Source organism: Moritella sp. JT01, assembly GCF_001574435.1.
In the GTDB taxonomy this organism is placed as follows: Bacteria; Pseudomonadota; Gammaproteobacteria; order Enterobacterales; family Moritellaceae; genus Moritella.
On sequence record NZ_LOCN01000001.1, the window covers coordinates 53,297 to 77,949 of the forward strand.

24 protein-coding genes are annotated in these 24,653 nt (G+C 39.7%); 12 read left to right on the forward strand and 12 right to left on the reverse strand.

The window, feature by feature from the left end:
- Window positions 1-66: 66 nt before the first annotated feature.
- On the forward strand, window positions 67-357 hold the full coding sequence (locus AKG98_RS00235; protein ID WP_067039587.1) for a DUF1294 domain-containing protein: 291 nt from the start codon (window positions 67-69) through the stop codon (window positions 355-357).
- A gap of 137 nt (window positions 358-494) precedes the next feature.
- Window positions 495-1,844, forward strand: a complete 1,350-nt coding sequence (locus AKG98_RS00240) for a peptidoglycan DD-metalloendopeptidase family protein (RefSeq protein WP_067039590.1) — start codon at window positions 495-497, stop codon at window positions 1,842-1,844.
- Here AKG98_RS00240 and arfB read toward each other — a convergent pair.
- Entirely contained in the window at window positions 1,834-2,247 is a 414-nt protein-coding gene (gene arfB, locus AKG98_RS00245; protein WP_067039593.1) for an alternative ribosome rescue aminoacyl-tRNA hydrolase ArfB, read from the reverse strand. The two genes, AKG98_RS00240 and arfB, sit on opposite strands and share 11 nt — an antisense overlap.
- A 172-nt stretch (window positions 2,248-2,419) precedes the next feature.
- On the opposite strand from arfB, the gene AKG98_RS00250 reads away from it, so the two are divergent.
- The 3 genes from AKG98_RS00250 to mrcB all read left to right on the forward strand — a co-directional run bounded on the left by AKG98_RS00250 (window position 2,420) and on the right by mrcB (window position 5,934).
- Window positions 2,420-2,920, forward strand: a complete 501-nt coding sequence (locus AKG98_RS00250) for a GNAT family N-acetyltransferase (RefSeq protein ID WP_067039596.1) — start codon at window positions 2,420-2,422, stop codon at window positions 2,918-2,920.
- 10 nt (window positions 2,921-2,930) lie between these two features.
- Entirely contained in the window at window positions 2,931-3,569 is a 639-nt protein-coding gene (locus AKG98_RS00255) for a LysE family translocator (RefSeq protein WP_067039599.1), read from the forward strand.
- A 133-nt stretch (window positions 3,570-3,702) separates the two neighbouring features.
- The gene (gene mrcB / locus AKG98_RS00260) at window positions 3,703-5,934 is read left to right on the forward strand and encodes a penicillin-binding protein 1B (RefSeq protein WP_067039602.1); all 2,232 of its coding nucleotides are present in this window, start codon (window positions 3,703-3,705) and stop codon (window positions 5,932-5,934) included.
- 123 nt (window positions 5,935-6,057) lie between these two features.
- Here the strand turns inward: mrcB and AKG98_RS00265 are convergent, their stop codons facing one another.
- Window positions 6,058-6,732 carry a TIGR04219 family outer membrane beta-barrel protein gene (locus AKG98_RS00265; protein ID WP_067039605.1) on the reverse strand — a complete coding sequence of 225 codons (675 nt, stop codon included), beginning with the start codon at window positions 6,730-6,732 and terminating at the stop codon, window positions 6,058-6,060.
- Window positions 6,733-7,115: 383 nt separating this feature from the next.
- Complete coding sequence (gene hemL, locus AKG98_RS00270; RefSeq protein WP_067039608.1) at window positions 7,116-8,399, reverse strand: glutamate-1-semialdehyde 2,1-aminomutase; 1,284 nt, start codon at window positions 8,397-8,399, stop codon at window positions 7,116-7,118.
- Between the two features lie 190 nt (window positions 8,400-8,589).
- On the opposite strand from hemL, the gene AKG98_RS00275 reads away from it, so the two are divergent.
- Both AKG98_RS00275 and erpA read left to right on the forward strand, forming a co-directional pair.
- A complete protein-coding gene (locus AKG98_RS00275) occupies window positions 8,590-9,285 on the forward strand; it encodes a DUF6776 family protein (RefSeq protein ID WP_067039612.1) in 696 nt (231 codons plus the stop codon).
- A gap of 205 nt (window positions 9,286-9,490) precedes the next feature.
- Window positions 9,491-9,823: an iron-sulfur cluster insertion protein ErpA gene (erpA, locus tag AKG98_RS00280; protein ID WP_198155371.1), complete on the forward strand. Its 333-nt coding sequence runs from the start codon at window positions 9,491-9,493 to the stop codon at window positions 9,821-9,823.
- 136 nt (window positions 9,824-9,959) lie between these two features.
- On the opposite strand, the gene AKG98_RS00285 is transcribed toward erpA, so the two are convergent.
- From AKG98_RS00285 to AKG98_RS00290, 3 genes are all read right to left on the reverse strand, one after another.
- Window positions 9,960-10,508 (reverse strand): disulfide bond formation protein B, encoded by a 549-nt coding sequence (locus AKG98_RS00285; RefSeq protein ID WP_067039618.1) that lies wholly within the window; start codon window positions 10,506-10,508, stop codon window positions 9,960-9,962.
- 8 nt (window positions 10,509-10,516) lie between these two features.
- Complete coding sequence (locus AKG98_RS22405) at window positions 10,517-10,672, reverse strand: DUF5993 family protein (RefSeq protein ID WP_198155361.1); 156 nt, start codon at window positions 10,670-10,672, stop codon at window positions 10,517-10,519.
- A 155-nt stretch (window positions 10,673-10,827) separates the two neighbouring features.
- Window positions 10,828-11,214, reverse strand: coding sequence for a DUF423 domain-containing protein (locus AKG98_RS00290; RefSeq protein ID WP_067039621.1), 387 nt, complete (start codon window positions 11,212-11,214; stop codon window positions 10,828-10,830).
- A 212-nt stretch (window positions 11,215-11,426) separates the two neighbouring features.
- Between AKG98_RS00290 and AKG98_RS00295 the strand changes: the two genes are divergently transcribed.
- The 3 genes from AKG98_RS00295 to AKG98_RS00305 all read left to right on the forward strand — a co-directional run bounded on the left by AKG98_RS00295 (window position 11,427) and on the right by AKG98_RS00305 (window position 13,953).
- Entirely contained in the window at window positions 11,427-12,401 is a 975-nt protein-coding gene (locus AKG98_RS00295; RefSeq protein ID WP_067039624.1) for a porin, read from the forward strand.
- Window positions 12,402-12,619: 218 nt separating this feature from the next.
- Window positions 12,620-12,877, forward strand: coding sequence for a sulfurtransferase TusA family protein (locus AKG98_RS00300; protein ID WP_067039627.1), 258 nt, complete (start codon window positions 12,620-12,622; stop codon window positions 12,875-12,877).
- Window positions 12,878-12,891: 14 nt separating this feature from the next.
- Window positions 12,892-13,953, forward strand: a complete 1,062-nt coding sequence (locus tag AKG98_RS00305) for an AI-2E family transporter (protein WP_067039630.1) — start codon at window positions 12,892-12,894, stop codon at window positions 13,951-13,953.
- Window positions 13,954-14,131: 178 nt separating this feature from the next.
- On the opposite strand, the gene AKG98_RS00310 is transcribed toward AKG98_RS00305, so the two are convergent.
- Window positions 14,132-14,473 carry a 4a-hydroxytetrahydrobiopterin dehydratase gene (locus AKG98_RS00310; RefSeq protein ID WP_067039633.1) on the reverse strand — a complete coding sequence of 114 codons (342 nt, stop codon included), beginning with the start codon at window positions 14,471-14,473 and terminating at the stop codon, window positions 14,132-14,134.
- Window positions 14,474-14,548: 75 nt separating this feature from the next.
- Window positions 14,549-15,367, reverse strand: coding sequence for a phenylalanine 4-monooxygenase (gene phhA, locus AKG98_RS00315; RefSeq protein WP_067039636.1), 819 nt, complete (start codon window positions 15,365-15,367; stop codon window positions 14,549-14,551).
- Window positions 15,368-15,562: 195 nt separating this feature from the next.
- On the opposite strand from phhA, the gene AKG98_RS00320 reads away from it, so the two are divergent.
- Window positions 15,563-16,993 (forward strand): PLP-dependent aminotransferase family protein, encoded by a 1,431-nt coding sequence (locus AKG98_RS00320; RefSeq protein ID WP_067039640.1) that lies wholly within the window; start codon window positions 15,563-15,565, stop codon window positions 16,991-16,993.
- A gap of 148 nt (window positions 16,994-17,141) precedes the next feature.
- Window positions 17,142-17,414, forward strand: coding sequence for a hypothetical protein (locus tag AKG98_RS00325; protein ID WP_067039643.1), 273 nt, complete (start codon window positions 17,142-17,144; stop codon window positions 17,412-17,414).
- A 10-nt stretch (window positions 17,415-17,424) separates the two neighbouring features.
- Here the strand turns inward: AKG98_RS00325 and AKG98_RS00330 are convergent, their stop codons facing one another.
- The 4 genes from AKG98_RS00330 to AKG98_RS00345 form a co-directional block, all read right to left on the reverse strand.
- Window positions 17,425-17,823, reverse strand: a complete 399-nt coding sequence (locus AKG98_RS00330; RefSeq protein WP_198155363.1) for a hypothetical protein — start codon at window positions 17,821-17,823, stop codon at window positions 17,425-17,427.
- A 270-nt stretch (window positions 17,824-18,093) separates the two neighbouring features.
- Window positions 18,094-20,043: a discoidin domain-containing protein gene (locus AKG98_RS00335; RefSeq protein WP_083543841.1), complete on the reverse strand. Its 1,950-nt coding sequence runs from the start codon at window positions 20,041-20,043 to the stop codon at window positions 18,094-18,096.
- Between the two features lie 250 nt (window positions 20,044-20,293).
- Complete coding sequence (locus AKG98_RS00340; RefSeq protein WP_067039649.1) at window positions 20,294-23,398, reverse strand: efflux RND transporter permease subunit; 3,105 nt, start codon at window positions 23,396-23,398, stop codon at window positions 20,294-20,296.
- Window positions 23,398-24,561: an efflux RND transporter periplasmic adaptor subunit gene (locus AKG98_RS00345; protein ID WP_067039652.1), complete on the reverse strand. Its 1,164-nt coding sequence runs from the start codon at window positions 24,559-24,561 to the stop codon at window positions 23,398-23,400. The genes AKG98_RS00340 and AKG98_RS00345 overlap by 1 nt, the downstream gene beginning before the upstream one ends.
- Window positions 24,562-24,653 lie beyond the last annotated feature (92 nt).

A 24,653-nucleotide genomic window follows, 5' to 3' on the forward strand; every position in this document is an offset into this window, starting at 1 on the left:
GTTATATTTAGGTAGATTAATACGGCAAGCATCGCGCTTGCCGTTTTTATATCTAAGGATAATGTGATGTTGGTATGGTTAGGTTACAGTTATTTAGTATTGAGTATCATTACTCTATTGGTATATGGTAAAGATAAATGGGCGGCTAAACGGCAGGGATGGCGTACACCAGAGCGTACATTGCACTTGTTGGCGCTGTTAGGTGGTTGGCCAGGTGCGCTCGTCGGACAAAAACTCTTTTCTCATAAAAAAAGTAAAATCAGTTTCAAACGTATTTTTTGGTTAACGGTTGTTGGTAATGTATTAATTGTACTCGGCATTTTTCAAATTGATCCGAGTTATGTGATTGTGGGTTAGTTTCAGATACTAAAATTTTCGCCTGATTTACACATATTTACGTTATCTATACTATGCCTTTGTTTTGTTGTGTTATACCATTTCGGTCTTATTATGCTAATTACTGCTATTTTGAACGAAGACTGGGTATTCATTAAATGTCGTCAATTAAAAAAAATAAATTACAGTTAGTGCTAACGTGGGTGCTATTAACAAGTGTATTACTCATCATTGTCGCGCTATTACCAGTGACAGATAAAGTCGATGACAGTAATAATATCGGCGTCAGTGCTAATCCTGTTACCGCTGAAATTACGGATGTATCGAAAGCAAAAACAGCTACGTTGCTACCTGAATCATTGTCACAATCAGCATTGCCTGATCCCGTTGCGACTGTTACTGAATCGGCTGTTGCTGTAATCGCTGAGGATCTTGCAAAGTCGTACCCAAAAACCATTAACTACGTGATCCAAAAGGGTGACACCTTAGGGGCTATTTTTGAGCAGTTAGATTTAAGTCAAACGAGTTTATATCAAATACTGGAAGTGGATTTAAACGTTCTGGCGTTAGATAGCATTAAACCCGGACAAACCTTAATATTCACCGAGTTTGAAGGCGAATTGACGCGTTTAGAATTACAAGTAAGTCTTGCTCATCAAGTCGTTTATAAGCGTTTAGGTGAGACCGGTTTTGAGTTTGAAGAGATAAATGTTGACGGTGAATGGCGAGACCATAGTTACATCGGTACCGTTGAAAACAGTTTTTCTAGTTCGGCAAAGCAAGCAGGACTATCGTTATTTGAAGCACAATTCATTGTGACGTTATTAAAAGACAAAATTAATTTTAGCCGAGACTTACGTAGCGGAGATACGTTTAAAGTCTTAGTGTCTCGTCAATATATCGGAGATCAACTCACCGGTGAAAATCGTATTGATGCGGTAAGTATTAATAATCGTAATCGTAATATTAGTGCCTATTTGTATGAAGGTATTTATTATGACGAAGCAGGCCTGAGCATTGAACGCGCGTTTGTGCGTCGTCCTGTTAGCAGTAAGTATCGTATATCATCAAGCTTCAATCCAAGACGTGTACACCCCGTGACAGGTTTATTACGTCCGCATAACGGTACAGATTTTGCGGTACCAATTGGTACCTCTGTTTATGCAACGGGTGATGGTGTAGTGTCGCGAGTGGTTAATCATAAGTATGCTGGACTGTATATTGAGATCTCGAATGGTCAAACATACCGTACTCGTTTTTTACACTTAAGTAAGGCGTTGGTGAGAAAAGGACAGCGAATAAAACGTGGACAAAAAATTGCGTTATCGGGTAATAGTGGTCGTGTTACCGGCCCTCATTTACATTACGAGCTACACATACGTGGCCGTGCAGTTAATGCGATGACTGCGGACATTCCTATTGCGTCGGCAATTGATAAACGTCAACAAGCGGCATTTAAACTGGCGTTAAATAGTTACCATGCAGCTTGGGAGCAAGCTAAAAGCTAACTTTACCGCGCATGTTTTTGGTCTTACCACGCTGAGTTTTAGTGTCCATACGTTTCTTTTTGGCATTACGACTCGGCTTGGTGGCACGACGTGCCTTTTGGATCACGGTCGCCTGCTTAATCAATTCAACTAAACGTTCAAATGCCACCTGTTTGTTATAATCCTGACTACGCGATTCTTGTGATTTTATTATGATCACACCGTCTTTGGTAATACGATGATCGCTTAACGCTAATAATCTTTCTTTATAAAAATCGGGTAGTGAAGACGACTTAATATCAAAGCGCAAATGGATCGCCGTTGATACTTTATTGACGTTTTGACCACCGGCGCCTTGTGCGCGGATGGCTTGAATATCAATTTCTGAATCTGGAATTGATACATTGCTCGAGATGAAAACCATTGATGAACCTTGGTGTTATATTACAGTGCGATATTGGGCAGACAGATGCTGTGTTATTGATGAGTAACCGCTAGCGTCTGGTTTTAGATGCACCTATGATACGCGAGTTTGTGGCTATTGTTAATTTTCAATTGCCACACGTGATTATTTGCAATTCGATTAGAGAATATTTATGGAAATAATTCGACCAGTCAAAGTGACGGATGCTCACGCGTTATCAGCGTTATTTTCGCAACTGAATAACGAAACGCCGTTTATGTCCATGGGTGAGAAAAATAGTGCGACTGAACTCAGCGAGCACCTGGCGTTATTTATCAATTCAGCAACCCAAGTGCTTTATGTAATAGAACGAGGTAACCATAAACTGATCGGTTTTGCGATAGGCATAACAGGTTATATTAGTGGTGATAGTCATACTGCCTCTTTGGTTATGGGTATTCAGCAAGCGAGTATCGGTTTGGGGCTTGGCGGGAAATTATTGGCACATGTCGAAGCGTGGGCGCGTCTGTCTAAACTAAAACAACTAGAATTAACCGTCATGATAGCCAATGAAAACGCGATAGTATTTTATAAAAACAATGGCTTTAAGCAATTAATATCAAAACCACAAGGGATGATTGACGACCTTGCTGAAAATGAATTATATATGGTAAAGGCAGTTAATTTGGATTAAGGAAGATCAGATGGATATTGGTTACTGGGCAATGTTTCTCACCGCATCATTAGCACTAAATATGACACCGGGACCGGATCTGATATTTGTACTGACTAAGACGGTTAGCCATGGTCGTAAAACGGGCGTAGTTGCCGCCGCTGGGGCTTGTTCTGGTGCTTTGGTGCACGTAGCTGCCGCAGCATTAGGTTTATCAGCGATCATCGTTTCTTCCGCTTATGCTTTTATACTCATTAAAATCATTGGTGTGGGTTATCTTATTTATTTGGCTTGGCAGGCATTCACTGCATCAGGTGGTATTGAATTAACGACCACTGGCCATACTGATGGTGATTCTTCATCGCTAATGTCGCATTGGAAAATATTCAAACAAGGGGTATTAATCGATGTCCTGAACCCCAAGGCGGCGATCTTTTTCATGGCTTTTTTACCACAGTTTGTGCGTGAAGGGCATGGTTCGATCTCAATGCAATTATTGTTGTTGGGTTTGATTGTGGTGATTGGCGCATTTGTGGTGGAACTCGGTTATATTTTTGTTGCCCATCGTTTAACCAAAAAAGTAAAAGGTAATCAAAGTTTTACTGTTTGGCTTAATCGCGCTGTTGGTACTGTTTTTGTTGCTCTAGGGATCAAACTCGCGGCCACATAATCAGGTAGTTAAAATACCCCGCTGCAATAGTTGAGTTAGGGGGAGTGAACAGGGTAAACTAACGATTCTTTTTTACGCTATTTTATCTAATCGTATTAGACTGTATTTAATGCAATTTCTAGGACCCTTTCCATTGGCTAAACGTCCCGTAAGTGATGACACAAAAAAAACTGTCAGCAAACGAAAAACACCAGCAAAACCTGCAGCAAAAAAAACAACTAAGAAATCCACAGCCAAAAAAACCACGAAGCTAAACACGAAAAAGGCAACCAGTCGTACCTGGACTCGCAGTATTGTCATTTTCCTATTTAAATTTAGTTTGGCTTTTTCGGCTCTTTTTGTTCTCTATGGTATGTATTTAGACAGTAAGATTCAAACGCGATTTTCTGGCCCTATTTGGAAGACCCCAGCGCAGATATACGCACGCAGTTTAGAACTAAAACCAGGGATGTTTTTACCACACGATAAATTGGTCGAAGAACTGGTGTTACTTAATTATTTGAAAGTAGCAAAACCGCGTACTGCAGGACAATACTCGATATCGGCGACTAAAGTCGAATTACTGCGTCGAAGTTTTACTTACCTTGATGGCATAGAGCCGAATAAAGCGTTGTTTCTGTCCTTTGCCGACAATCGGTTAGTCAGTATCCGTGATCAGGAAACCGGTAAATATCTTAATTCAGTCAATCTTGATCCTATGCTGCTTGATACTCTGCAAGCGCCGAACCAAGAAGATCGCATTTTGGTAGAATTACAAGATTACCCACAATTATTAATTGATACCTTATTATTAGTGGAAGATGGCAACTTTTACCATCATAACGGCATATCGCCTGTTGCTATTATTCGTGCTGCGTTTGCCAATATGAATGCTGGGCGAACGGTACAGGGAGGCAGTACACTGACTCAGCAGTTAGTTAAAAACTTTTTCTTAACCCGTCAGCGCAGTTATTGGCGTAAATTTAACGAAGCGTACATGGCAATATTGATTAACTATCGTTTAAGTAAGGATGCGGTATTAAGTGGCTATCTTAACGAGGTTTATTTAGGTCAAAACTACAGTGATGGTGTATATGGTTTTGGTTTAGCCAGCTACTTTTATTTTGGCAGACCAGTACCGGAACTGAGCATAGACCAAATGGCATTCTTGGTTGCCGTTGTTAAAGGGCCGTCGTTTTATGATCCGTGGCGCTATCCCAAACGTGCACTTGAACGTCGTGATATGATCATTCGTTTATTATCCAAAAATGGCAAGATCAGTACCGCTGAATATCGCGCCGCGATTACTCGACCGCTGGGTATTATTCCACGTGGACACATGAGTATCACTAAAGCACCGGCGTTTTTATCGTTATTACGCCGTGAGTTAAAGACCACGTTTGGCGATGCGCTTTATGATCAATCCGGATTGAAAATATTCACTAGTTTGGACCCGCTGGCACAACATGCGGCAGAAACAGCGGTCACGACAAGTCTACCTCGATTAGAAAAGGCTCGTAATATTTCCGGATTAGAAACCGCCATGGTGGTGACCGACCGCCAATATGGTCGTGTCAAAGCAATAGTGGGTGGTCGTAACACGCAATATGCAGGCTTTAACCGCGCGCTGGATGCTTCTCGTTCGATTGGATCAGTGGTGAAACCCGCCATTTATTTAACCGCATTTGAGCAGGGTTATGATCTTAATTCACCGTTAGAAGATAAACCGCTGCGATTAAATAACCAGTACGGTAATAACTGGCAGCCAAAAAATTATGATCGTAAATACCGTGGTGAAGTACCGCTGTATCAAGCCTTGATGCAATCGCTTAACGTACCAACGGTTAATTTAGGCATGGCTCTGGGTGTGGATAATGTGATTAAAAGTTTAAAACGTCTAGGTGTTGAGAAAGTTGATAATCACTATCCATCGATGTTATTGGGGGCATTAAATATGTCACCATTCCAAGTATCACAAATGTATCAGACCATTGCGACCGCTGGGGTGTATCATAAGTTAACCAGTCTAGTCGCGGTGGTTGATGAAGAAGGTGATTTAGTCTACCAACAAAACCTGAAAGGTCAGCGTCGCTTCGATCGTAAAGATATAGACCTGACTATTTATAATATGACGCTGGTGGCCAAAAAAGGCACTGCTCGACGGTTAAGCTGGCAATTTCCAGGTATTAACTTTGCAGGCAAAACCGGTTCGACCGATAAGTTACGTGACAGTTGGTTTGTGGGTTTAGATAATCGTGACGTGGTTACGGTTTGGGTGGGACGTGATGATAATAAAACCTCAACCTTGACTGGTTCGAGTGGAGCATTAACGGTATTTGGTGATTATATGAAACTACGTAGTGCAGATAGCTTAGTGGTGAATTAGCGTAGATACAACAAGATTATATCAGAACTAAAAACGGCGAAGGATTACTATGATGACTATTACTAGTAAGATAGAAAAACCTCGCCGTTTTTATTTATGTGAACGAGTTGGTATTAACTGGACCTAGAAGTGACCTTCAAAACCAACAAATGCACCGTCAATGGTTGCATCAGCTTTCACGTCATCAACACTAAAATTAAGTTGTTGAATACGGTAGCCAGCGCGGATAGACCAATCAAGTACATAACCTGGGTTTAGCATGAAAGATAAACCTACTTCTGCATCACCGTATACATCACCAGTAATACCGATCGCATTTACCATAGCAAAGGCTTTCAATGGGAACATAGGCAGGCCTACTTCACCGTATACATAACCCATAGGTAATGGACCAGAGAATGACACATTAGTCGAACCATCTTCGAAAGTACCGTTCAGTTGACGCCATGTCACACCTGCATCAAGTGATACAATGTCATTGTCTAAGAATTCATAGTACAGGGTGAAATCAACGGTTTTTAAGTTAACCTTTTTGCTCGCTGAAGAGCCTTCAACATCGATATTTGAGAAACTAACTGCTGCATTTGGAATTAATGGAATTGGATGTTCAAACTTCACATACATACGGTAGTTGTAAGTTTCTTCGTAATTAGTGCTTAAAGCATCGCCTTTGTAGCTAAGTGTACCGTCAACACCTGATTGCCAGATATCAGCACCAAAATAGGTGCCAAGCATATCAGCAGCTACGCCGTTCGAAAAACCGGTAAGAAGAGTTAGTGCAAGTAGTTGTTTTTTCATAATGAGTCCATGTTCATCTATGTAATTTGTCGCGCAACAGTAACAGCAAGCGTCCTTAGTTAATAAGTATTAGTCAAAACCTAGTTATTTCCTAACACTATTAACAGGCGGTTAATACTTTCAGCCTGTGTGGGAAAAAGTTTAGCGCTAATATTAAGTTTTACAAAGCCGTTTGCATGCAGTTGTTTTTGGTGGCTATTATACATTTTACAGTTAAATTATCATGTTTAATGATCTATTTATGTCATTTAAACCAAAGTAGCTTAACTTGTTTTTGGCTGGTACTTTTACTAGGTAAAAAAAAGACACAAAAAAGCCCTAAAAATAGGGCTTAACAAAATGATAAAAATGGTACTTTTATCATACTTTTAGGTGCGAAATTGTTACGCTAGTTTAGCAAAACAACGTTCAGCCGCTGCAATTGTTGCTTCAATATCGGCACTGGTATGCGCAGTTGATAAGAAACCGGCTTCAAATGCAGACGGTGCAAGGTAAACACCTTCAGCTAACATTAAGTGGAAGAATTTCTTGAAGCGTTCTGCATCACACTTACATACAGCTTCAAAACCAGTGACTTCAGCTTGGTCGGTAAAGAAGAAACCAAACATACCGCCAACGTAGTTTACAGCCAGTGCGATGTTTTGGCGTGCAGCTGCGGCTTTAAGACCTTCTGCTAATTGCTTGGTGCTTGCACTTAATTGCGCAGCCACTTCTGGCTTATCAATTTCGGTTAATGCAGCAAGACCTGCCGCCATTGCAATTGGGTTACCCGACAATGTACCCGCTTGGTATACCGGACCTGTTGGGGCAATGTGTTGCATGATCTCAAGTTTACCGCCAAACGCGCCAACTGGCATGCCGCCGCCAATTACTTTACCTAATGTCGTTAGGTCTGGTTCTACTTGGTAGTGTGCTTGTGCACAGCCCGTTGCAACACGGAAACCTGTCATTACTTCATCAAAGATAAGTACGGCATTGTATTTATCACAAATACTACGCAGTCCTTGTAGGAAACCTGCTTGTGGTGGAATGCAGTTCATGTTGCCAGCAACAGGTTCTACAATGATACAAGAGATGTCTTCTGGATATTCAGCAAAGAGTGATTCAACCGATGCTAAATCATTGAACGTTGCTGTCAGTGTATGCTTAGCAAAATCAGCTGGAATACCTGGTGAACTTGGTTGACCTAACGTTAATGCGCCAGAACCAGCTTTAACCAGTAGTGAATCTGCATGGCCGTGGTAGCAGCCTTCAAATTTCAAAATTTTGTCACGATTTGTGTAACCACGCGCGAGACGGATCGCACTCATTGTGGCTTCAGTACCTGAGCTAACCATGCGTATTTGTGCCATTGACGGCACCATAGATTGTACTTTTTGCGCCATGATCACTTCTATTTCGGTTGGTGCACCAAAACTTAAGCCATTTTCAACAGCGGCAAGTACCGCAGATTTGATCGCAGGGTGGTTATGACCCAAGATCATTGGCCCCCATGAACCAACATAATCAATATAAGTATTGCCATCTACATCATAGATGCGCGCGCCTTCGGCACGTTGAATAAAGAGTGGGCTACCACCAACGCCATTGAATGCGCGCACTGGCGAATTAACACCACCAGGAATAATAACTTGAGCTTGAGTGAAAAGTTGGCTTGATTTTGACATCTGCAATCCTTTTATCTACTGTCAGAGACGATATATTAGAAATATTTTAAGGCGTTATTATACCTATTCAGGGGTTTAAACGTAGCTTTTTTACATTTTTAGCGACTTGTACTTAAGTTGCCTTTGTTTTCGTCGGTATAATCGTTAAAATAGCGCTTTATTTTTATGCTTCATCACGAAAAAGGCTGACATGTTTAAGATTATTAAACCACGTTACATCGTATTATTAGCGCTCGCTATATTATTAGGTTATGGCTTTTCTTATTTAAAAGGCATGGAGTCAGCAGCAAAAATAACCATGAAAGATGATGAGATTTCACGACTCAGTAGTGACTTAGCGGAAACGAGTAAGATCAAAGCACAAGTTGAAGTCGAACTACAAACCTCGCAAGTATTAGTGGGTCAGCTAACCGAGCAGCAACGTACGCTATTTAATGAAAATGCTGAGTTAAAGCGTGAGTTAGTTTTTTATCGACGAATCATGGCACCGGAAGACGTCATTAATGGCGTGAAATTAGAAAGCCTGACATTTATTCCCGAAGTCAGCGAAGATTACTACTTTATGCAGCTTGTATTAATGCAGGTACAAAAGAAAAAGCGCCACATTAAAGCCTCTGCCGATTTAATTTTTTACGGTAGCCTCGATGGGAAACCAGTGGAGTACCGTTGGAATGAATTAGTGGATAAAAAACAACAAAAATTAAGTTTCTCATTTCGTTATTTCCAAGCGGTGGAAGGATCAATTAAGTTTCCGTTGGGGTTTGTACCCGAGCGCGTTGCATTTGTGGGTAAGATAAAGGGGAATCGTTGGAATTCTGGCGTTAACTTAAAACAAAGCTTTGACTGGAGTGCGGTATTACAAACCAGTGACTCTATCTCTGGGTAATCACCTATCATTACAGTGCTAGGTATAATGCATTAAGAAACGATAGTTGACGAAATTAGTCAGGTATTAGATAATTGAACGTATAAATCGAGTTTAAGTGAGAGCAGATATGGAACTATTTACAGACGTTGGTGCAACTCAGGCTGATAATAATATTGTTGAACAAGCTGTTACACCTGTCGCAGTGGAAGCAAGTGCAGACGATATGGTATTGCCAATTCACTTTAGTGATGCAGCGGCAGCGAGAGTAAAAGAATTGATCACTGAAGAAGAAAACTTAGCACTTAAATTACGCGTGTACGTTACAGGTGGTGGGTGTTCTGGTTTCTCTTACGGTTTTACCTTTGATGAAAAGATCAATCCAGGTGATACGGTTATCGAAAAGAACAGTGTAATTATGGTTGTAGACTCGATGAGCTTGCAATATTTGGTTGACGGTACGGTGGATTATATTGATGGCTTAGAAGGTTCACGTTTTCTCGTAAACAACCCGAACGCAACAACAACGTGTGGTTGTGGTTCAAGCTTCTCAATCTAAGTTCTAGTTTACTCTTCTGATAATCGAGCTCTGAAACTGTCATTGTCAGCCAGCTTGATTAGGATGGAATACAATTTCATACTCAAGTTAGCATTAAAATTCAGATAATAAAAAAGGGACCGAGGTCCCTTTTTTATTATCTGAATAGCCAGTAACTTACAGGGTCACCTGGGCACTCGTATGGACCACATTCGGCGAATGCATTTAGCATATTTGATGCTGTTATCAGGATTACTGCGATAATAGCTATTTTAGCTATACCAGTCTGCATTGAAAAAGGTACATATTTAACTTTTTCATATTGAGCAGAAAAAGCCATCATTATAGCGGTTCCAGCAATGATTACAGCGAAAGTAATAAATGCCCAAGTATAAAAATGCATGCCTAAAAACGGAGCACCATAGTGTGGTGTTCCAGGTATTACGTGTAGCGATACTTGACGTAATGCGACTGCTGCACCTAAAAGTGCACCTGCAAGCATAGCGCTATAATGTATCATTCGAGGGCCAAAGATTATATTACATAATAAGCCGAATAACACAGCGATAAAGCCAACACGTTGCAATAAACAAAGTGGGCAAGCTAGTATGTTTTCTGCAATTTGTGAATAAAATGCAAATCCAAGTACTAATGACAATGCAATAGCACCAAGGGCATTTAACTGGCGAGATAGATTATTAGTCATTATTTATCCTAAAGTAAAATTTGTAGCGTGTCAGTTGCATGATGTGAAAACCAAAATGCGCTCACGAGCAATGAAAATATAAATCCATAGAATGACCATACCCGTTTCCCTTTTAATGCGAACACCATGCTCACTAGGTATAGGGCAAAGATTAATGCCATCATAATTAATTACCTTAAAATGTGTTTTTGAATAACTTTTGTTGAATATACTCGCTCATATCAAAGTTTTCAACATTAAAGTGTGTTAAGAGGTCGAGTTTGTGCATCAACTATCATATTTGTGAAGATCTACGTGCCCACGAAAGCGACAGTATCGATTATTTAATCTTGAATGCGCGCCAAACCAACAATAACCAAGACAACATCAGGCCGCTGCCACCGAAAGGCGTGATACTACTTAGCCATTTCTCACCGGTTAATGCATACAAGATTAAACTGCCACTGAACGTAATAATACTTATCAGTTGTAGTCCTGCTATCCAATTAAATCGTCCCGCGACAAACTTATTATCCAATAAAGCCAAAAATAACAGGCTTAAAGTATGAATAAATAAATAGTCTCGTGCCGTCGCAAAGTTGGCAACACTGTTATTCAGTACCAGTTGAGAGTGCCATAGATGCGCACCTAATGTACCCACAAGAATATTGGTAAACATTAATATTGAACTGATGATAAGGAAATACTTGAGTCTGTTGTTCTGCATGGTGCGGTTACCTTTGATAAGTCGAAAAACTTAATTTGTTGTAATACGTAATACTTACGCTGTTGTAATACGTAATAAAGTTGTCATTTATCTTACATTTTTTGTTCATATTTATCACATATCTTTGTCATATTTCATCCTTAGAATTAATCTAAATTTAAAGTAACTACTCAACAAAATATTTTATATTTTTTAATGGGATGGAATTCAAAATGAAAAAAACATTACTTGCACTTGTATTACCAAGCTTATTCGCATCAACTGTTGGCGCAGCTGAAGTTTATAGCGATAACGGTCAATCAGTTAACGTTTACGGTCGTGCTTATGCAGGGCATGACTTTAGCGGTGAAGACAAAAATGCTAATTATGGTAATGATTCTTACATCCGTATTGGCGCTAAATTAAAATCAGACATCTCTGACTCACTATCGGCATTTGGTCGTTATGAACTACAGTGGGATCTAGCTGATGGCGAGAAACAAGAAAAAACGAAAACTCGCTTAGCGTATGTTGGTCTTAAGAGTGACGTTGGTGCATTCAGCTTCGGTCGTCAATATGGTGCTGTTTCATTAGTATCAGATATTACTGATACGGCTTATACCAATGCATATGGTGGCAATCTGGGTGTAGGTAAAGACCACGATGGTACAAATCGTGACAGTAGCCTATTAAAATACAGCAACAAATTTGGCGGACTACAATTAGATGCGTCATACCGCCTTGATGATAACCGTAAAGATGCAGAAAGTGATGCTGCATACGGTTTAGCTGCGGCATATAAACTTGATTTTGGTCTAACACTTGCGGCTGGTTTTAACGCGAGTTCACCAACAGATGATTATGACGCATCAATCTTCTTAGTGGGTGCTAGCTATAAAACGGGACCTGTTAAATTAGCTGCTACGTATTCTCAAGGTTCTGAATTCTTAGCTGAAGGTGAAGACCATACTGGTTACGAATTAACGGCTGAATACAAGATAAATAAACAATTACGTGCGCAAATTTTGTATAATGTACAAGAAACTGAAGACACAAAATCATCGGCTAAAGCAGACTCTGTTGATGACCTCGTATTCGGTGTCCGTTATGACTTCAACAAAAGCTTCCGTACTGTTGCTGAATACCGCATTAATGGTGTCGATGGCATGGATGACGATTTCCACTTAGCTGCACGCTACAGCTTCTAATTATTAAATTAGCGATAGCGGGGTTAAATTAGCCTCGCTAAATTAAGATAGTTGAATGCGCAAAAGCGGCTAACCTTCGGGTTAACCGCTTTTGCGCATTCAGTTCTCTATCTAGTTCATATTCAAAGCGTAAGCTGGTTGTGTATAGCTTGAAAACAGTTGATAATGGCTGCAAATTTCTAGTTTGGCCTTTTAGTTTAGTAAGGTAGGTAAAGATAATGCAGCAATTGGACTTAAGTCGCTATGCTTGCCCTTTACCACTTATTAAAGTGAAGCTATGGTTAAAGCAAGCTGAGCTTGGCACAGAAATAACCGTACTACTGACCGATCCTGGTTCTCGTCAAGATATACCCAAATTTTTAATCAGTCTTGGTCAAGAAGTCGTTGAGTTAGAAAACTCGCCATTAATGTTACGCATTAAGGTGAAGAAGCTAACGCCGCATTTATCCCTAACACAGCTCAATACTCAATATTAAGGCAATAATAATTTATGATCTCTGTCGTATCTCGTTGGTATCAGGAACGTTTTTCTGACCCGCATGCAGTCACTTTATTTCTTCTGTTAGTATTTGGCTTTTCGGTTATTTATTTTATTGGTGGATTAATTACCCCTTTTTTAGTGGCTGTGGTACTGGCTTATTTACTTGATTGGCCATTAATACAGTTAATGCGTTTAGGGTTATCCAGAATCTGGGCCACGGTGATCATTCTAATGTTATTTGTCACCATGATGGTCATGCTCACATTGGGTTTGGTACCAACCGTATGGCATCAAGGTGTGAACCTGGTTAAAGCGATGCCAACGATGCTTAAGGAAGGGCAGGAATTTTTACTGATGTTGCCGAAAGAAAATCCAGATGTATTTAACGAAGAATTAATCAAAGCGGCGTTACTGACTTTGCAGGAACATATCGTTGGGTCTGGTGAAGCGATTGTTAGCGCTTCTTTTGCGTCGTTATTTGATCTTGCCGCGATCTTGATCTACTCAATTTTAGTACCGCTATTAGTGTTCTTTATGCTTAAAGATAAGCGTCTTTTGGTGAACAGTTTAGTGAAAATATTGCCGCAGAATCGTCGGCTTGCGATGGAAGTTTGGACCGAAATGAATGGTCAAATTGCCAATTATATTCGTGGTAAGGTATTTGAAATTATCATTGTTGGTTTTAGCACTTGGTTGGTGTTCTTCTTTACCGATTTACAATATGCGGCGCTGCTTGCTGTATTGGTTGGTTTCTCGGTATTAATTCCTTACATTGGTGCTGCCGCGGTGACGGTTCCAGTGATAGTCGTGGGTTTATTCCAGTGGGGATTAACGCCAGAATTCACTTATATGATGATTGCTTATGGGGTTGTTCAGGCACTTGATGGCAATTTGTTAGTGCCAATTCTGTTCTCTGAAGCGGTGAATCTACACCCTATCGCGATCATTATGTCGGTATTGTTATTTGGTGGTTTGTGGGGATTCTGGGGCGTGTTTTTTGCGATCCCATTAGCGACCTTAGTGAAAGCGGTGTTTAACGCTTGGCCTAAAAGCATCACTGAAGAAGCTTAATAGTATATCCAGCGAATCTCTACGGGAGGTGAGCAGGAATAACAGCATAGCGTTACAATATTTGAAAATGGGATAACCATTATTTACATATTGCGCTTTGTTCTGATATCTCTGCTCGTCTCTGGTATAGCATTTTGAAGTAACTTGGATATATTCGTTGGACGCTATTTATTGTTATTTAGTCTGCTAGTAATTTATCTGTCTTAGCCGCGCACACAAAATCATTCTTATGTAATCCTTTAATACTGTGTGACCACCACGTGATCGTCACTTTACCCCATTCTGTTAATAGCGCAGGATGATGGCCTTCTGCTTCAGCCAACTCCGCTACACGATTAGTAAATGCGATCGCTTGTTTAAAGTTTTTAAACTTAAATTCACGCTCTAACTGCATAATGTTGTCACGTACTTCCACTGCCCAATCTGGGATCTGGTTAATTAATACGGCTAACTCTGCGTCACTGACTTTTGGTGCATCGGCGCGACATGCTTGGCAACTTTGTAAATTTAACTCTGTCATGGCTGTGTTCTCGTTTTAATTAAGGTGTTAAATAAGGTTTTAAATAGGATTCACGATTATTTGTTATGTCAGGGTTTAACAAGCCGCATCTTCTTTCGGTGTATAAGCCGAAGGTTTCATGCCTAATATTTTGGCTTCTTTTATCAAGGCAATTAAATCGAGTTTAATTAATTGTTGTAAATCGGATAGCTGGTTAATCACAAAGTAATTCTTTTGTAACTCATCAATACGGTAATGAGTTCGGAATGCTTCTATCACTTGCAGTGGTTGACGATTGGGAATATCGCTGTCTAAGCTGTAGCACGTTTCTTCTTTAGATGACAGAATTCCACCGCCAAAGATCTTCAAACCTTGGTCGCTTTGCATTAAACCAAACTCAATCGTAAACCAGTATAAACGTGCCAGCATAGGGCGATCTGCTTTGTCGGCTTTTAAACCCAGTTCACCGTAATGCTGAGAAAAATCAGCATAAGCTTGATTGGTGAGTAGCGGGCAGTGACCAAACAATTCATGAAAAATATCCGGCTCTTGAATGTAGTCTATGTCGGCTTTGGTGCGAATGAAAGTAGCCGCCGGAAAACGTTTCGTTGCCAGCAATTCAAAAAAACGTTCAAAACCAATTAAAGCAGGGACATTCTCGACTTGCCAACCCGTTAATTTCTTTAGCTTACGGTTGATATCCGGCAATTGCGGAATGCGGTCTGCGCCCATTTTCAGTAGTTCAATACCCGCGATGAATTCATCACAGGCACGGTCTTTAATAATACGTGTTTGACGATTGTAGAGCGTTGCCCAAGTATTGTTTTCCTCATCGCTATAATTGATGTACCCGTGCTGATCTGGCTTGTGTGAAACATATTTTGGTGTCGGATCAATTGCTAAAGATGAGTTCATAATTACGGCCTACCGCTGTGTTATTCGATTGATGTTTAGATTAACCTTAATAAAACTTGCGGTACAGATTCAGTAAAACGATAAATAAACCAGTACAGTCGTGCTAATCTGTCACTGTACTGGTGAGTAAACGCGTAAACTGTACTGGTTTATGACTCATCGATTACTCATCAATAATAAAAGCAGCAAGCATAAATGACTAAAGTATTGTTATATCAGCAAATAGCTGATGATTTACGTGAATTTATTCATCAAGGTGTATATTTACCAGGTGACAAATTACCCTCACTCAGAGCCTTGTCAGTAAAGCGAAAAGTAAGCATTACGACCATTCAAAGGGCGGTTGAAGAACTTGAGATAATAGGCCTTATTGAAGCGCGACCTAAATCGGGTTATTACGTGTGTTTTAAGACCCGTACCGAGGTGGTTATTGAGCAGCCAATTATCCCGATGAAACCTAAGTCGGTGAAGATCCATGAGTTAGCCAGTCAGATATTTCATCAGTGCGGAGCGCCTGATGTTATCAATATGGGCACCTCATACCCGTCGAGTGATTTTATGCCGACCCCCGCATTACAAAAAATAGCCAATCAAGTGATTAAGCATCACATGTCAGATATTGTTGAAGTTCAGTTTTCTGCCGGTAATGCTGTATTACGTGACGTATTAGCTAAGCGCATGAATGAATCGGGTTGTCAGGTTACCTCAAACGATATTATCGTGACCAATGGTTGCTTAGAAGCCTTATCGGTGTGTTTACGTGCCGTGGCGAAACCGGGTGCAACAATTGCGTTGGAGTCGCCAGGTTTTGTCGGTTCATTGCAATTAATTGAATCATTAGGGTATAAAGCGTTAGAAATACCTTGCCACTCGGTGACGGGAATGAGTCTAGAAGCGTTAGAGTTAGCGTTAGAGCAATGGAAAATTTCGGCGGTACTTGTGGTACCAAGTTACAGTAATCCGCTGGGTTCGTGTATGCCGGAGGCCAACCGTAAAAAGCTGGTGGCGCTATTGTCGACTCATGATATTCCGTTAATTGAAGATGATTTGTTAGGTGATTTATCGTTTGATGGTTCGCGCTTAAAACCCTGCAAGGCATTCGATAAAAAAGGCATGGTGTTGTATTGCTCATCCGTGTCTAAAACTATTGCGTCAGGATTACGAGTAGGCTGGATTGCGCCCGGGGCATATTACAAAGAAGTCTCTTATTTTAAGACTTTTACTAATATCAGTGCCCCGCAATTCTCGCAGATTGTCGTTGCTCAGTTTTATAACAGTGGCAAATATGAACGTCATGTTCGTCAATTGACGACGAAGATCGCCAAACAAGTATATTTGATCCAATCTTTTATCCGCCAATACTTTCCTGAGGGAACACTGGTATCAAGTCCACAAGGTGGATGTATTTTGTGGGTGGTATTACCCAAAGGTATCGATGGACATCAGCTGCATCTTAAAGCGATTAAGATGGGTATTGGTGTGATCCCTGGGCAGTTAAGCAGTGCAACGAATAAGTTTGACCACTGTATCCGCATTAACTGTGCCTGTGATCCTAAAGTTGATATTCAGCGCAGTATTAGAACATTGGCTGATATCGCACATGAAATCTTAGGTAATAGCGGTTGATAGTGGCCGTGAAATTTTCCATCTAGTCATGACCAATATCAATTTTTATTGCGGGGTGGGGCGTTATAATCTCACCTCCAGAGCTCTCCCATTCTTAAGTTACGCTTTTCTTGTCGTTCTTAGTTGGTCTCTTTATGAGTAAAAAGTTATGAGTCACAAACCTAATCTCTCTAGCGCAATGATAAATCTTATTGAAGAAGTACGCGGTGTTTTTCCTTTCTACGAACCAGAGAGCAGTATCTGTGGTGACTCTTGTGAAGGTTGCCCGAAGAAATTATTAGAATTAGTCGATGGTGAACTTTGCTATTGGGAAGATCAAGTTAACAGGGGCACCGCGCCAACATTTGATGAATTAAACCGCGTTGGTAAATTGTGCAAAAATGTTAGACGCGGTTTAAAGCGTAATGGATTAGTTGATTAGGTTTTTATATTTAATTGCTTGAGGAAATACTCAATATTGGAAATTTATGTTCTCCAAATGAGACTGTAATTGACTGCGTTTCTCGACCTCTAAAGTTTAATTTATATTGAAGTGGGCTCATGCGGCTACCGTCAGCAAATAAAGCGATTAAGTGCTCATTATTAAACTCTCGATTACCGGATGATAAATTAGTGAGTGTAATTACAGCCCAGCGTTCGCCAACGTCATTACTCATGAGTACATAGTTAACGATCTCGAAGTCACCTCTTTTGGGGTCAATATCATAATCGTTTGGGAAAGAGAGTTGGATATCTTGTGATACAGAACGGTCAACCGTCAGAGCCTCGTTGCCTTCAGCTTGAGCGAACCAAGATATCAATATTAAAACTGGAAGTAGAAATTTAAACACGCAGACTTCTCCTTAAATATACCATTTGTATTGTAGGAAGCCCCATTTATCAAGGTGGATTTGAAAACGTGAGCATTCCTGTTGTATATTTTTAATCGTTAATTAAAAACATACAGCTGATTCTATTGGTATTTTAATTTAGGGCAAGGGATAAATATTATTTTTCTAAATGGGCTGGTTGATGAGTAAACTTAACCTTTTAATCTAAGGCTAAGTTTACGGTTTCATCACTTTAAGTTATCGCTCAGCAGCTGGAGACACATAATATTATTATTGCGAATAAGCTCTAATTTCACCTACATTAATATATTGATCTGTCTGCTCTAGACGTATATATCTCGCGTTAACTGCACTAAAGCCTGTGTCTGAATCAAAAAACCATCTTGGACTATCATCTAATATGGTTGACCATATTTCATTTCTATCTTGATCTAATACAGACAGTGAAGCGCCGATAGTTCTGTATTGATACCCATTATGTCGATTTTCTAACACGATAGCGCCTAGGTTTTGTTCTGTTTCTAAATCAATTTCGAGCCATTGCAGACCTTTATTTTTAGTCACTGCCATCGTATTAGTTTTACCATCGACTAAGTTACTGGTTGGTCTACGGACACTATAAATAGATGAAGCAGTAACGGTTTTATTCAACGCAACATTGATAGGTGCAGCAGGTAAAGGTGGTTGTTCAGGAAGTGGGGCTGGCAGGGTGTCTTCTTTATAAACCGCCAATTCCATAAAAGTTAAATGCTTGTTAGTATTGTTTATTTTTATATACCTCACATCATTGCCGTTGAAACCACTAATCGTGGAATTAAACACCCATTGGGGTTGGTTTACTAACGGTAATGATTTCCACACTTCTATTTTATTTTCATCAAGTAATGATAAAGTAACGCCCTTCGCCCTGCTACTTTTATATGATCTATTATATAGAACAACTGACCCGATATTGGTGGCGGTTTCTAAATCGACTTCTAGCCATTGATCTCGCCCCTTACTTGTTGCCGTATGCTCTGCCATCTTACCATCGGTTAAATAGCTGGCAGGTCTGTTAGGTTCAGCTTGAGATGAAGCGGTTACTGGCTTGTGCAATGCTAAGTTAGTTAAACCGGTAGGTAAAATATAGCTAACTAGCTGGTCTTCATCCTGTATATCCGCACTGAGCAGTACTTTTTTATTAAAATTGATGTGTGGCAGCAAATCTATATTAATTTCGTTATTACTTATTGTTGCACTTCTTACTATGCTATTTGTATAAATTAGATCAATATTTTCAAGGGTATAGCTAATGTCATGTGAGTAAGCTTTAAATTTCCCCTCATTATAATACCAATACACTTTGGCATCTTCGAGTGGCATAACATCATCAACTATTTCGTTATTGGCTCTTAAGTCAATCACATAGTTCTGTACATAGTCATCCCAGCCATAAGCCATACCACTGCTATGACTAAAACCATTGGAGTGTGCGCGCTCGTGAGAAAGAATACGGTATACGCCAATTTGACTTCTATCTGCATTAAACCTAGGCAAAGGCCAGTTGATTGATAGCCAGGTATTACTCGCAACCCCAGCAGACCCTGATTGGTTAACCCTATATTCTAATTGTTCCTCGGTAGTCACGACTCTACGCCATTTATCATAAGCGGATTCAGGAGCCTCACCACGGATGTATTTGAAGTAACCAAAATAATCGTGTTTAGTTTGTTTTTTACTGTAAATTTTTCTTAAGCCCGTTTGCATCAAGGTATAGCTGTAAATATCTTCATCGGTAGCATCATCTGTATATCTAGACACATTTGGCTGATACAAAGTCACAGGGTCTAGAAAAACCACTACATCAGTTTGGCTTAGTTCGTCGAGTGCAACATCGATCGAATGAAACGGTAAAATTGTTTGTGAAATGGAGTTAGGCGTATCATTAATTAGCACGGCTAATTGCGTTAAACTGCGCGGAGTTGAGTTGTTAATACGCAAAAATGGAGTCGGATAAATTGCAGTGTCGGTAATAATCTCGACTGTAATGTCTGAAAATTTATATCCGTTTCGTGCAGTGAAAATTTCACTATTAGATAATGTCTGAAAGCTTACCGAGTCAATAACTTGGGTGTGTATTTCTCCTGCCACATCAAGCTTATTGGCTGAGTTAGCTAAGGCATCAAAACAGAAGAGTGGTAAGGTCAGTAACAGAGTTCCGACTTCAAATTTTTTCATCATTAAATTCCTTTTTTCATGATATAAATGAGTGACGTTTATATCGTCATGTATTCATATGGTAGTACCTATTATTGGATGTGGTTGTGTATTATTTCTAATTCACTAAAATAGAGATGCCTTGCCGTTGGTTTGTGATTAGTGTCACTTTAGTAGTACCTAACAGCGTGAAATATCACTTTACTTATACAAGCCCTGTGCATAAGAAATAAAAAAGGTCGCGAATGCGACCTTTTTTATTAAATTATTTCTTTTATTTTAACTGCTTTTTCCCACCAAAAAACCTGACGACTAGCACAAAAAACATAGGTACAAATAGTGTTCCTATGAATGTTGAAACCAGCATACCACCAAGTACAGCAGTACCAATTGAGTGCTGAGCAACAGAACCAACTCCAGAAGCAATAACCAGTGGCACAACCCCTAAACCAAATGCCATTGACGTCATAATAATCGGTCTTAATCTTAATTTAACCGCTTGCGCAACTGAAGCAATCAGATCGCCGTTTTCTTCATACTGTTGTTTCGCAAATTCAACAATCAAAATCGCATTTTTTGCCGTTAATGCCATTGTCGTTATAATGGCAACTTTGAAGAATAAGTCATCATTAATTCCCCTTAGCCATATTGCAACAAAAGCACCTAATACACCAAAAGGCACCGCTAATATAACTGAAAAAGGAATAGTCCAACTTTCATATAGCGCTGCTAATACAAGGAATACAAATAATCCAGAGAGTGCATAAAGCCATATAATTAAAGAACCAGACTCTTTTTCTTCTAAGGCACTCCCTGTCCACTGAACGTCATAGCCAGGTGGTAATTGAGCAAGTATATCTTCAACTGCTTTAATAGCCTCTCCGGAACTATATCCATCCCCAACCTGAGTTGATATTTCAAGTGCTAATTTACCATTAAAATTAACATAGGTTGATAGTGCACTGGTAAACTTACCTGAAGTAAACTCTTTAAAAGAAACCATTTCACCAAGGGTGTTTTTAACGTACCACTGCATGAGCCCATCGGGATCCATTCTATAATCGCTTTCTCCCATTACAATAACAGGACGTATTTGATTATGATCTAGATAGTCATTCACTCTCAAGCTAGCTTGTACAATATTAATCGTTGAATCAATACGACTTATCGGAATATTTAATGCGTTCAACTTATCTTGATCTAGAGTGATTTGATAAATATTATCTTTTTGGTCTCCACCACTACTCACTCGTAGATCCTGAAGCGCAGGATAATTAGCAGCCAGGTCAAAAAATTGCTGTTTAGCATCCAACAATCTGTCTGGCCCTTGTCCACTAGAATCAACTAATGCGAATTCAACACCATCAGATGATCCACCAAGGTCAAGTTCTGGGAGGGTAAATGCAAAAACATTGGCATTTTTAATCGATGCACCAAATGTCATAATCCGTTGTACTACAGCCTCCGCTTTTAGATCATCAGAGTTTCGCTGCTTAATATCTTTGAGCTTGATATAGGCTAATGCAGAAGTACCATTAAATCCCGTTAAATCCCCGAAGTCCGCTACCGCTGGATCTTGAGAAATGAATTCCCCCAGTTTTGCTGATACTTCTCGCGCTTGTGCTATCGTGGTGTTCGGTTTCATATTACCAATAGTAATAATGGTATCCGATTCTTCATTTTCGATGAGCGTACTTGGTATCGTATTAGCAAAATAAGCACTGAGTCCGATACACAATAAAAATAATAATGAAAAAACACCACTACGTTTAATCATTGTAATAGTCATTGCTTCATATTTTTTGCTTAACGTATTAAATCCTTTATTAAACCAACCGAAAAACCCTTTGCTATGATCACCTGTTGATGGTTTTAGTAAAGTTGCACACAATACGGGGGTCAATGTCATCGCAACAACCACGGATAAAAGCATCGCTGTTATCAACGTGATTGAAAATTGCTGAAAAATAACCCCGACACTACCGGGCATAAAGGCCATCGGCATAAATACGGCTGAAATAGATAAACCAATACCGATTAATGCTGAGGATATCTCGTCCATTGATTGTTTCGTTGCTTGATATGGTGTTAGCTGTTGTTCATGCATCAAACGTTCTACGTTTTCAACAACGACAATAGCATCATCAACTAACAAACCAATCGCAAGTATTAATGCATACATGGTAAAAGTGTTTATTGAGAAGCCCAATAAATAAATAATTGATAAAGTACCAAGTAATACGATTGGTACGGCAATCGATGGAATTAACGTTGCTCTTACACTTTGTAAGAAGAGGTACATGACTAGAAAAACTAAAACGACGGCTTCAACTAAGGTACTTAATACATTACCTAATTGCGCTTTAATTTTAGGCGAGTTCTGTTTAAGGAATGTAAGCTCCATCCCTTGGGGCAATTGAGGTTGTAATCGTTCGACTAAGACCTTAAGTTTAGCCTCCATATCTATAATATTGGTCCCATTTTCAGGATAAACCATCACGACACCCATAGGTTTACCCTTAGGTGTTGTTTTTCTAAATAAACGGAGCTGGTTAATGTAATTATCATAACCAACTTCGATACGAGCCACATCTTTAAGTTTTACTTGCCCACCTTTCTTATCATTTTTAACGACTATATTACCGAATTCAGCAGGCGTTTTTAATAAATTCCGAACATTCACTTTTATGAGTAACTGTTGATCTTTCTTTGCTGGTGACTCACCAAAATAACCCGATGCAACTTGGCTATTCTGTGTTTGTATATGGGACACAATATCAGATGGAGATAATTTGAAACGAGCAAGTTTTAAAGGGTCTAACCAAATGCGCATTGCATGCTTAGGAGATACTCCATGTACACGGGCAACACCCGGTACCCGACTAATATCGTCGATGAGCACTGTATTGATGTACTTACCAATATCACCATAGCTATTTTCTGTGGTTGATGTTAATGCTAATAGAGTAGAAAAAGATTTACCCGTTTGACTAACATTAATCCCTTCACTTCTGACACTATCAGGTAGCTGATATGCAATACCTTGGACTTTATTCTGTATGTCCATATAGGCTTTTTCGGGCTCAACGCCAACGTTAAAATAAACTGCAATGTTTACATTACCATCATTAGTAGAGGAGGAACTAAAATATCGCATTCCCTCAATACCCGTTAAGTTCTGCTCTATTTTTGACGTGACACTATTTTTAACCGCATCCGCAGAAGCACCGCGATATTGGGTTGATATAGTGATAACTGGCGGGTTTAGTGACGGATAAAGAGTAACCGCCAGCTTATTAAAGGCTAATAGGCCAAGTAACATTATAAGTATGGAAATAACCCAAGCAAATACCGGTCTGTCTAAGAAAAAACGAGCCATTATTTAGCCTCTTCTTTTTCTGTTGTGGCTGTATTTTGGGGTAGTTCACTAATAACCACCTTTGAACCGGACCTAATTTTGACAAGGCCATTCACAATTACTTTATCATTTTCTTTCAATCCTGATGTTACCCGCCAATGATTATTGATCGATTGCGCGACTGTAATCACTCGCTGTTCAGCTTCGGATGCATCGTTAACAACATACACTGCCGGTCGGCTCTGAGAATCAAAAAATACGGCTTTCTGTGGTACTAAAATCGCTTGGGGATCTGTACCCACATTTAATAATGTATGGACAAACATACCCGGAAGAATATTTTTATTGGGGTTATCAAACTTAGCTTTTAAGTGAACAGTACCTGTATTTTGATCGACGAATATATCAGAGAAAAGTAGCACTCCTTTTTCCATATAAGGGGTGCCGTCACTGAGTACAATGTCAACGGTGGCATTTTTATTTAATTTTAATTTACCACTCGCAATCTCGCGCTTAAACTTTAAAAATTCATCACTCGATTGACTCATTGTTACTTTAATTGGATCGATTTGTTGAATAATAGCTAAAGGTTGCGCCTGATTAAGCTGAACTAGTGCCCCTTCAGTAAAATAAGATTCTCCAATAATGCCTGATATTGGCGCTTTAACTTGCGTATAAGCCAGCTGTATTTGTGCTCTATTCACATTGGCTTTTTGTACATCAACATTCGCCTGCGCTTTTTTATAATTAAGTAATGCTGAATCGTAATCTTTTTTACTTGTGACGCTTTTCGTTAGCAACAATTTTTGCCGCTTGTATTCATTGAACGCAGTGTTCATCGATGCTGTCGCACTTTCTAAATTAGCATTTGCACTGGTTAATTCTGCTTGATAAATACCGGAGCGAATAGTATATAAAGAATCACCTGCTGTGACCTTACCACCTTCTTTAAAGTTCACAGATTCAATAATGCCACCGACTTGGGGGCGAACTTCTGAAATCTTATTCGCTTGGCTACGGCCAGGTAATTGAACTTGAATAGCTTGTTCTGTCGGCTTAATTGTAATGATATCGACCGCGATAGGTGGCGGTGTAGACTGATCTGGAGATCGCGTCTTATCATTACAGCCTAAAACAAAAATGCTAAGCACTAACGCTGCTAATAGGTTACGCGTTTTAGTCACTATGTACTCCAGTTATTTTTTATTATGTATTAAATTACGAGGTTGAAAATGAGCGGTAAACGATTAAACCTGCTACAGCGGTATCCATACCT

Excerpts from the sequence above, each read along its gene's own strand:
- AKG98_RS00320 (WP_067039640.1), top strand. The coding sequence starts at position 15,563 with ATGACTAAAGTATTGTTATATCAGCAAATAGCTGATGATTTACGTGAA.
- AKG98_RS00255 (WP_067039599.1), top strand. The coding sequence starts at position 2,931 with ATGGATATTGGTTACTGGGCAATGTTTCTCACCGCATCATTAGCACTA.
- AKG98_RS00335 (WP_083543841.1), bottom strand. The coding sequence starts at position 20,043 with ATGATGAAAAAATTTGAAGTCGGAACTCTGTTACTGACCTTACCACTC.
- AKG98_RS00300 (WP_067039627.1), top strand. The coding sequence starts at position 12,620 with ATGCAGCAATTGGACTTAAGTCGCTATGCTTGCCCTTTACCACTTATT.
- phhA (WP_067039636.1), bottom strand. The coding sequence starts at position 15,367 with ATGAACTCATCTTTAGCAATTGATCCGACACCAAAATATGTTTCACAC.
- erpA (WP_198155371.1), top strand. The coding sequence starts at position 9,491 with ATGGTATTGCCAATTCACTTTAGTGATGCAGCGGCAGCGAGAGTAAAA.
- AKG98_RS00305 (WP_067039630.1), top strand. The coding sequence starts at position 12,892 with ATGATCTCTGTCGTATCTCGTTGGTATCAGGAACGTTTTTCTGACCCG.
- AKG98_RS00325 (WP_067039643.1), top strand. The coding sequence starts at position 17,142 with ATGAGTCACAAACCTAATCTCTCTAGCGCAATGATAAATCTTATTGAA.
- AKG98_RS00290 (WP_067039621.1), bottom strand. The coding sequence starts at position 11,214 with ATGCAGAACAACAGACTCAAGTATTTCCTTATCATCAGTTCAATATTA.
- AKG98_RS00275 (WP_067039612.1), top strand. The coding sequence starts at position 8,590 with ATGTTTAAGATTATTAAACCACGTTACATCGTATTATTAGCGCTCGCT.
- AKG98_RS00265 (WP_067039605.1), bottom strand. The coding sequence starts at position 6,732 with ATGAAAAAACAACTACTTGCACTAACTCTTCTTACCGGTTTTTCGAAC.
- hemL (WP_067039608.1), bottom strand. The coding sequence starts at position 8,399 with ATGTCAAAATCAAGCCAACTTTTCACTCAAGCTCAAGTTATTATTCCT.
- AKG98_RS00310 (WP_067039633.1), bottom strand. The coding sequence starts at position 14,473 with ATGACAGAGTTAAATTTACAAAGTTGCCAAGCATGTCGCGCCGATGCA.
- AKG98_RS00340 (WP_067039649.1), bottom strand. The coding sequence starts at position 23,398 with ATGGCTCGTTTTTTCTTAGACAGACCGGTATTTGCTTGGGTTATTTCC.
- AKG98_RS00295 (WP_067039624.1), top strand. The coding sequence starts at position 11,427 with ATGAAAAAAACATTACTTGCACTTGTATTACCAAGCTTATTCGCATCA.
- AKG98_RS00285 (WP_067039618.1), bottom strand. The coding sequence starts at position 10,508 with ATGACTAATAATCTATCTCGCCAGTTAAATGCCCTTGGTGCTATTGCA.
- AKG98_RS22405 (WP_198155361.1), bottom strand. The coding sequence starts at position 10,672 with ATGATGGCATTAATCTTTGCCCTATACCTAGTGAGCATGGTGTTCGCA.
- AKG98_RS00250 (WP_067039596.1), top strand. The coding sequence starts at position 2,420 with ATGGAAATAATTCGACCAGTCAAAGTGACGGATGCTCACGCGTTATCA.
- AKG98_RS00240 (WP_067039590.1), top strand. The coding sequence starts at position 495 with ATGTCGTCAATTAAAAAAAATAAATTACAGTTAGTGCTAACGTGGGTG.
- arfB (WP_067039593.1), bottom strand. The coding sequence starts at position 2,247 with ATGGTTTTCATCTCGAGCAATGTATCAATTCCAGATTCAGAAATTGAT.
- AKG98_RS00235 (WP_067039587.1), top strand. The coding sequence starts at position 67 with ATGTTGGTATGGTTAGGTTACAGTTATTTAGTATTGAGTATCATTACT.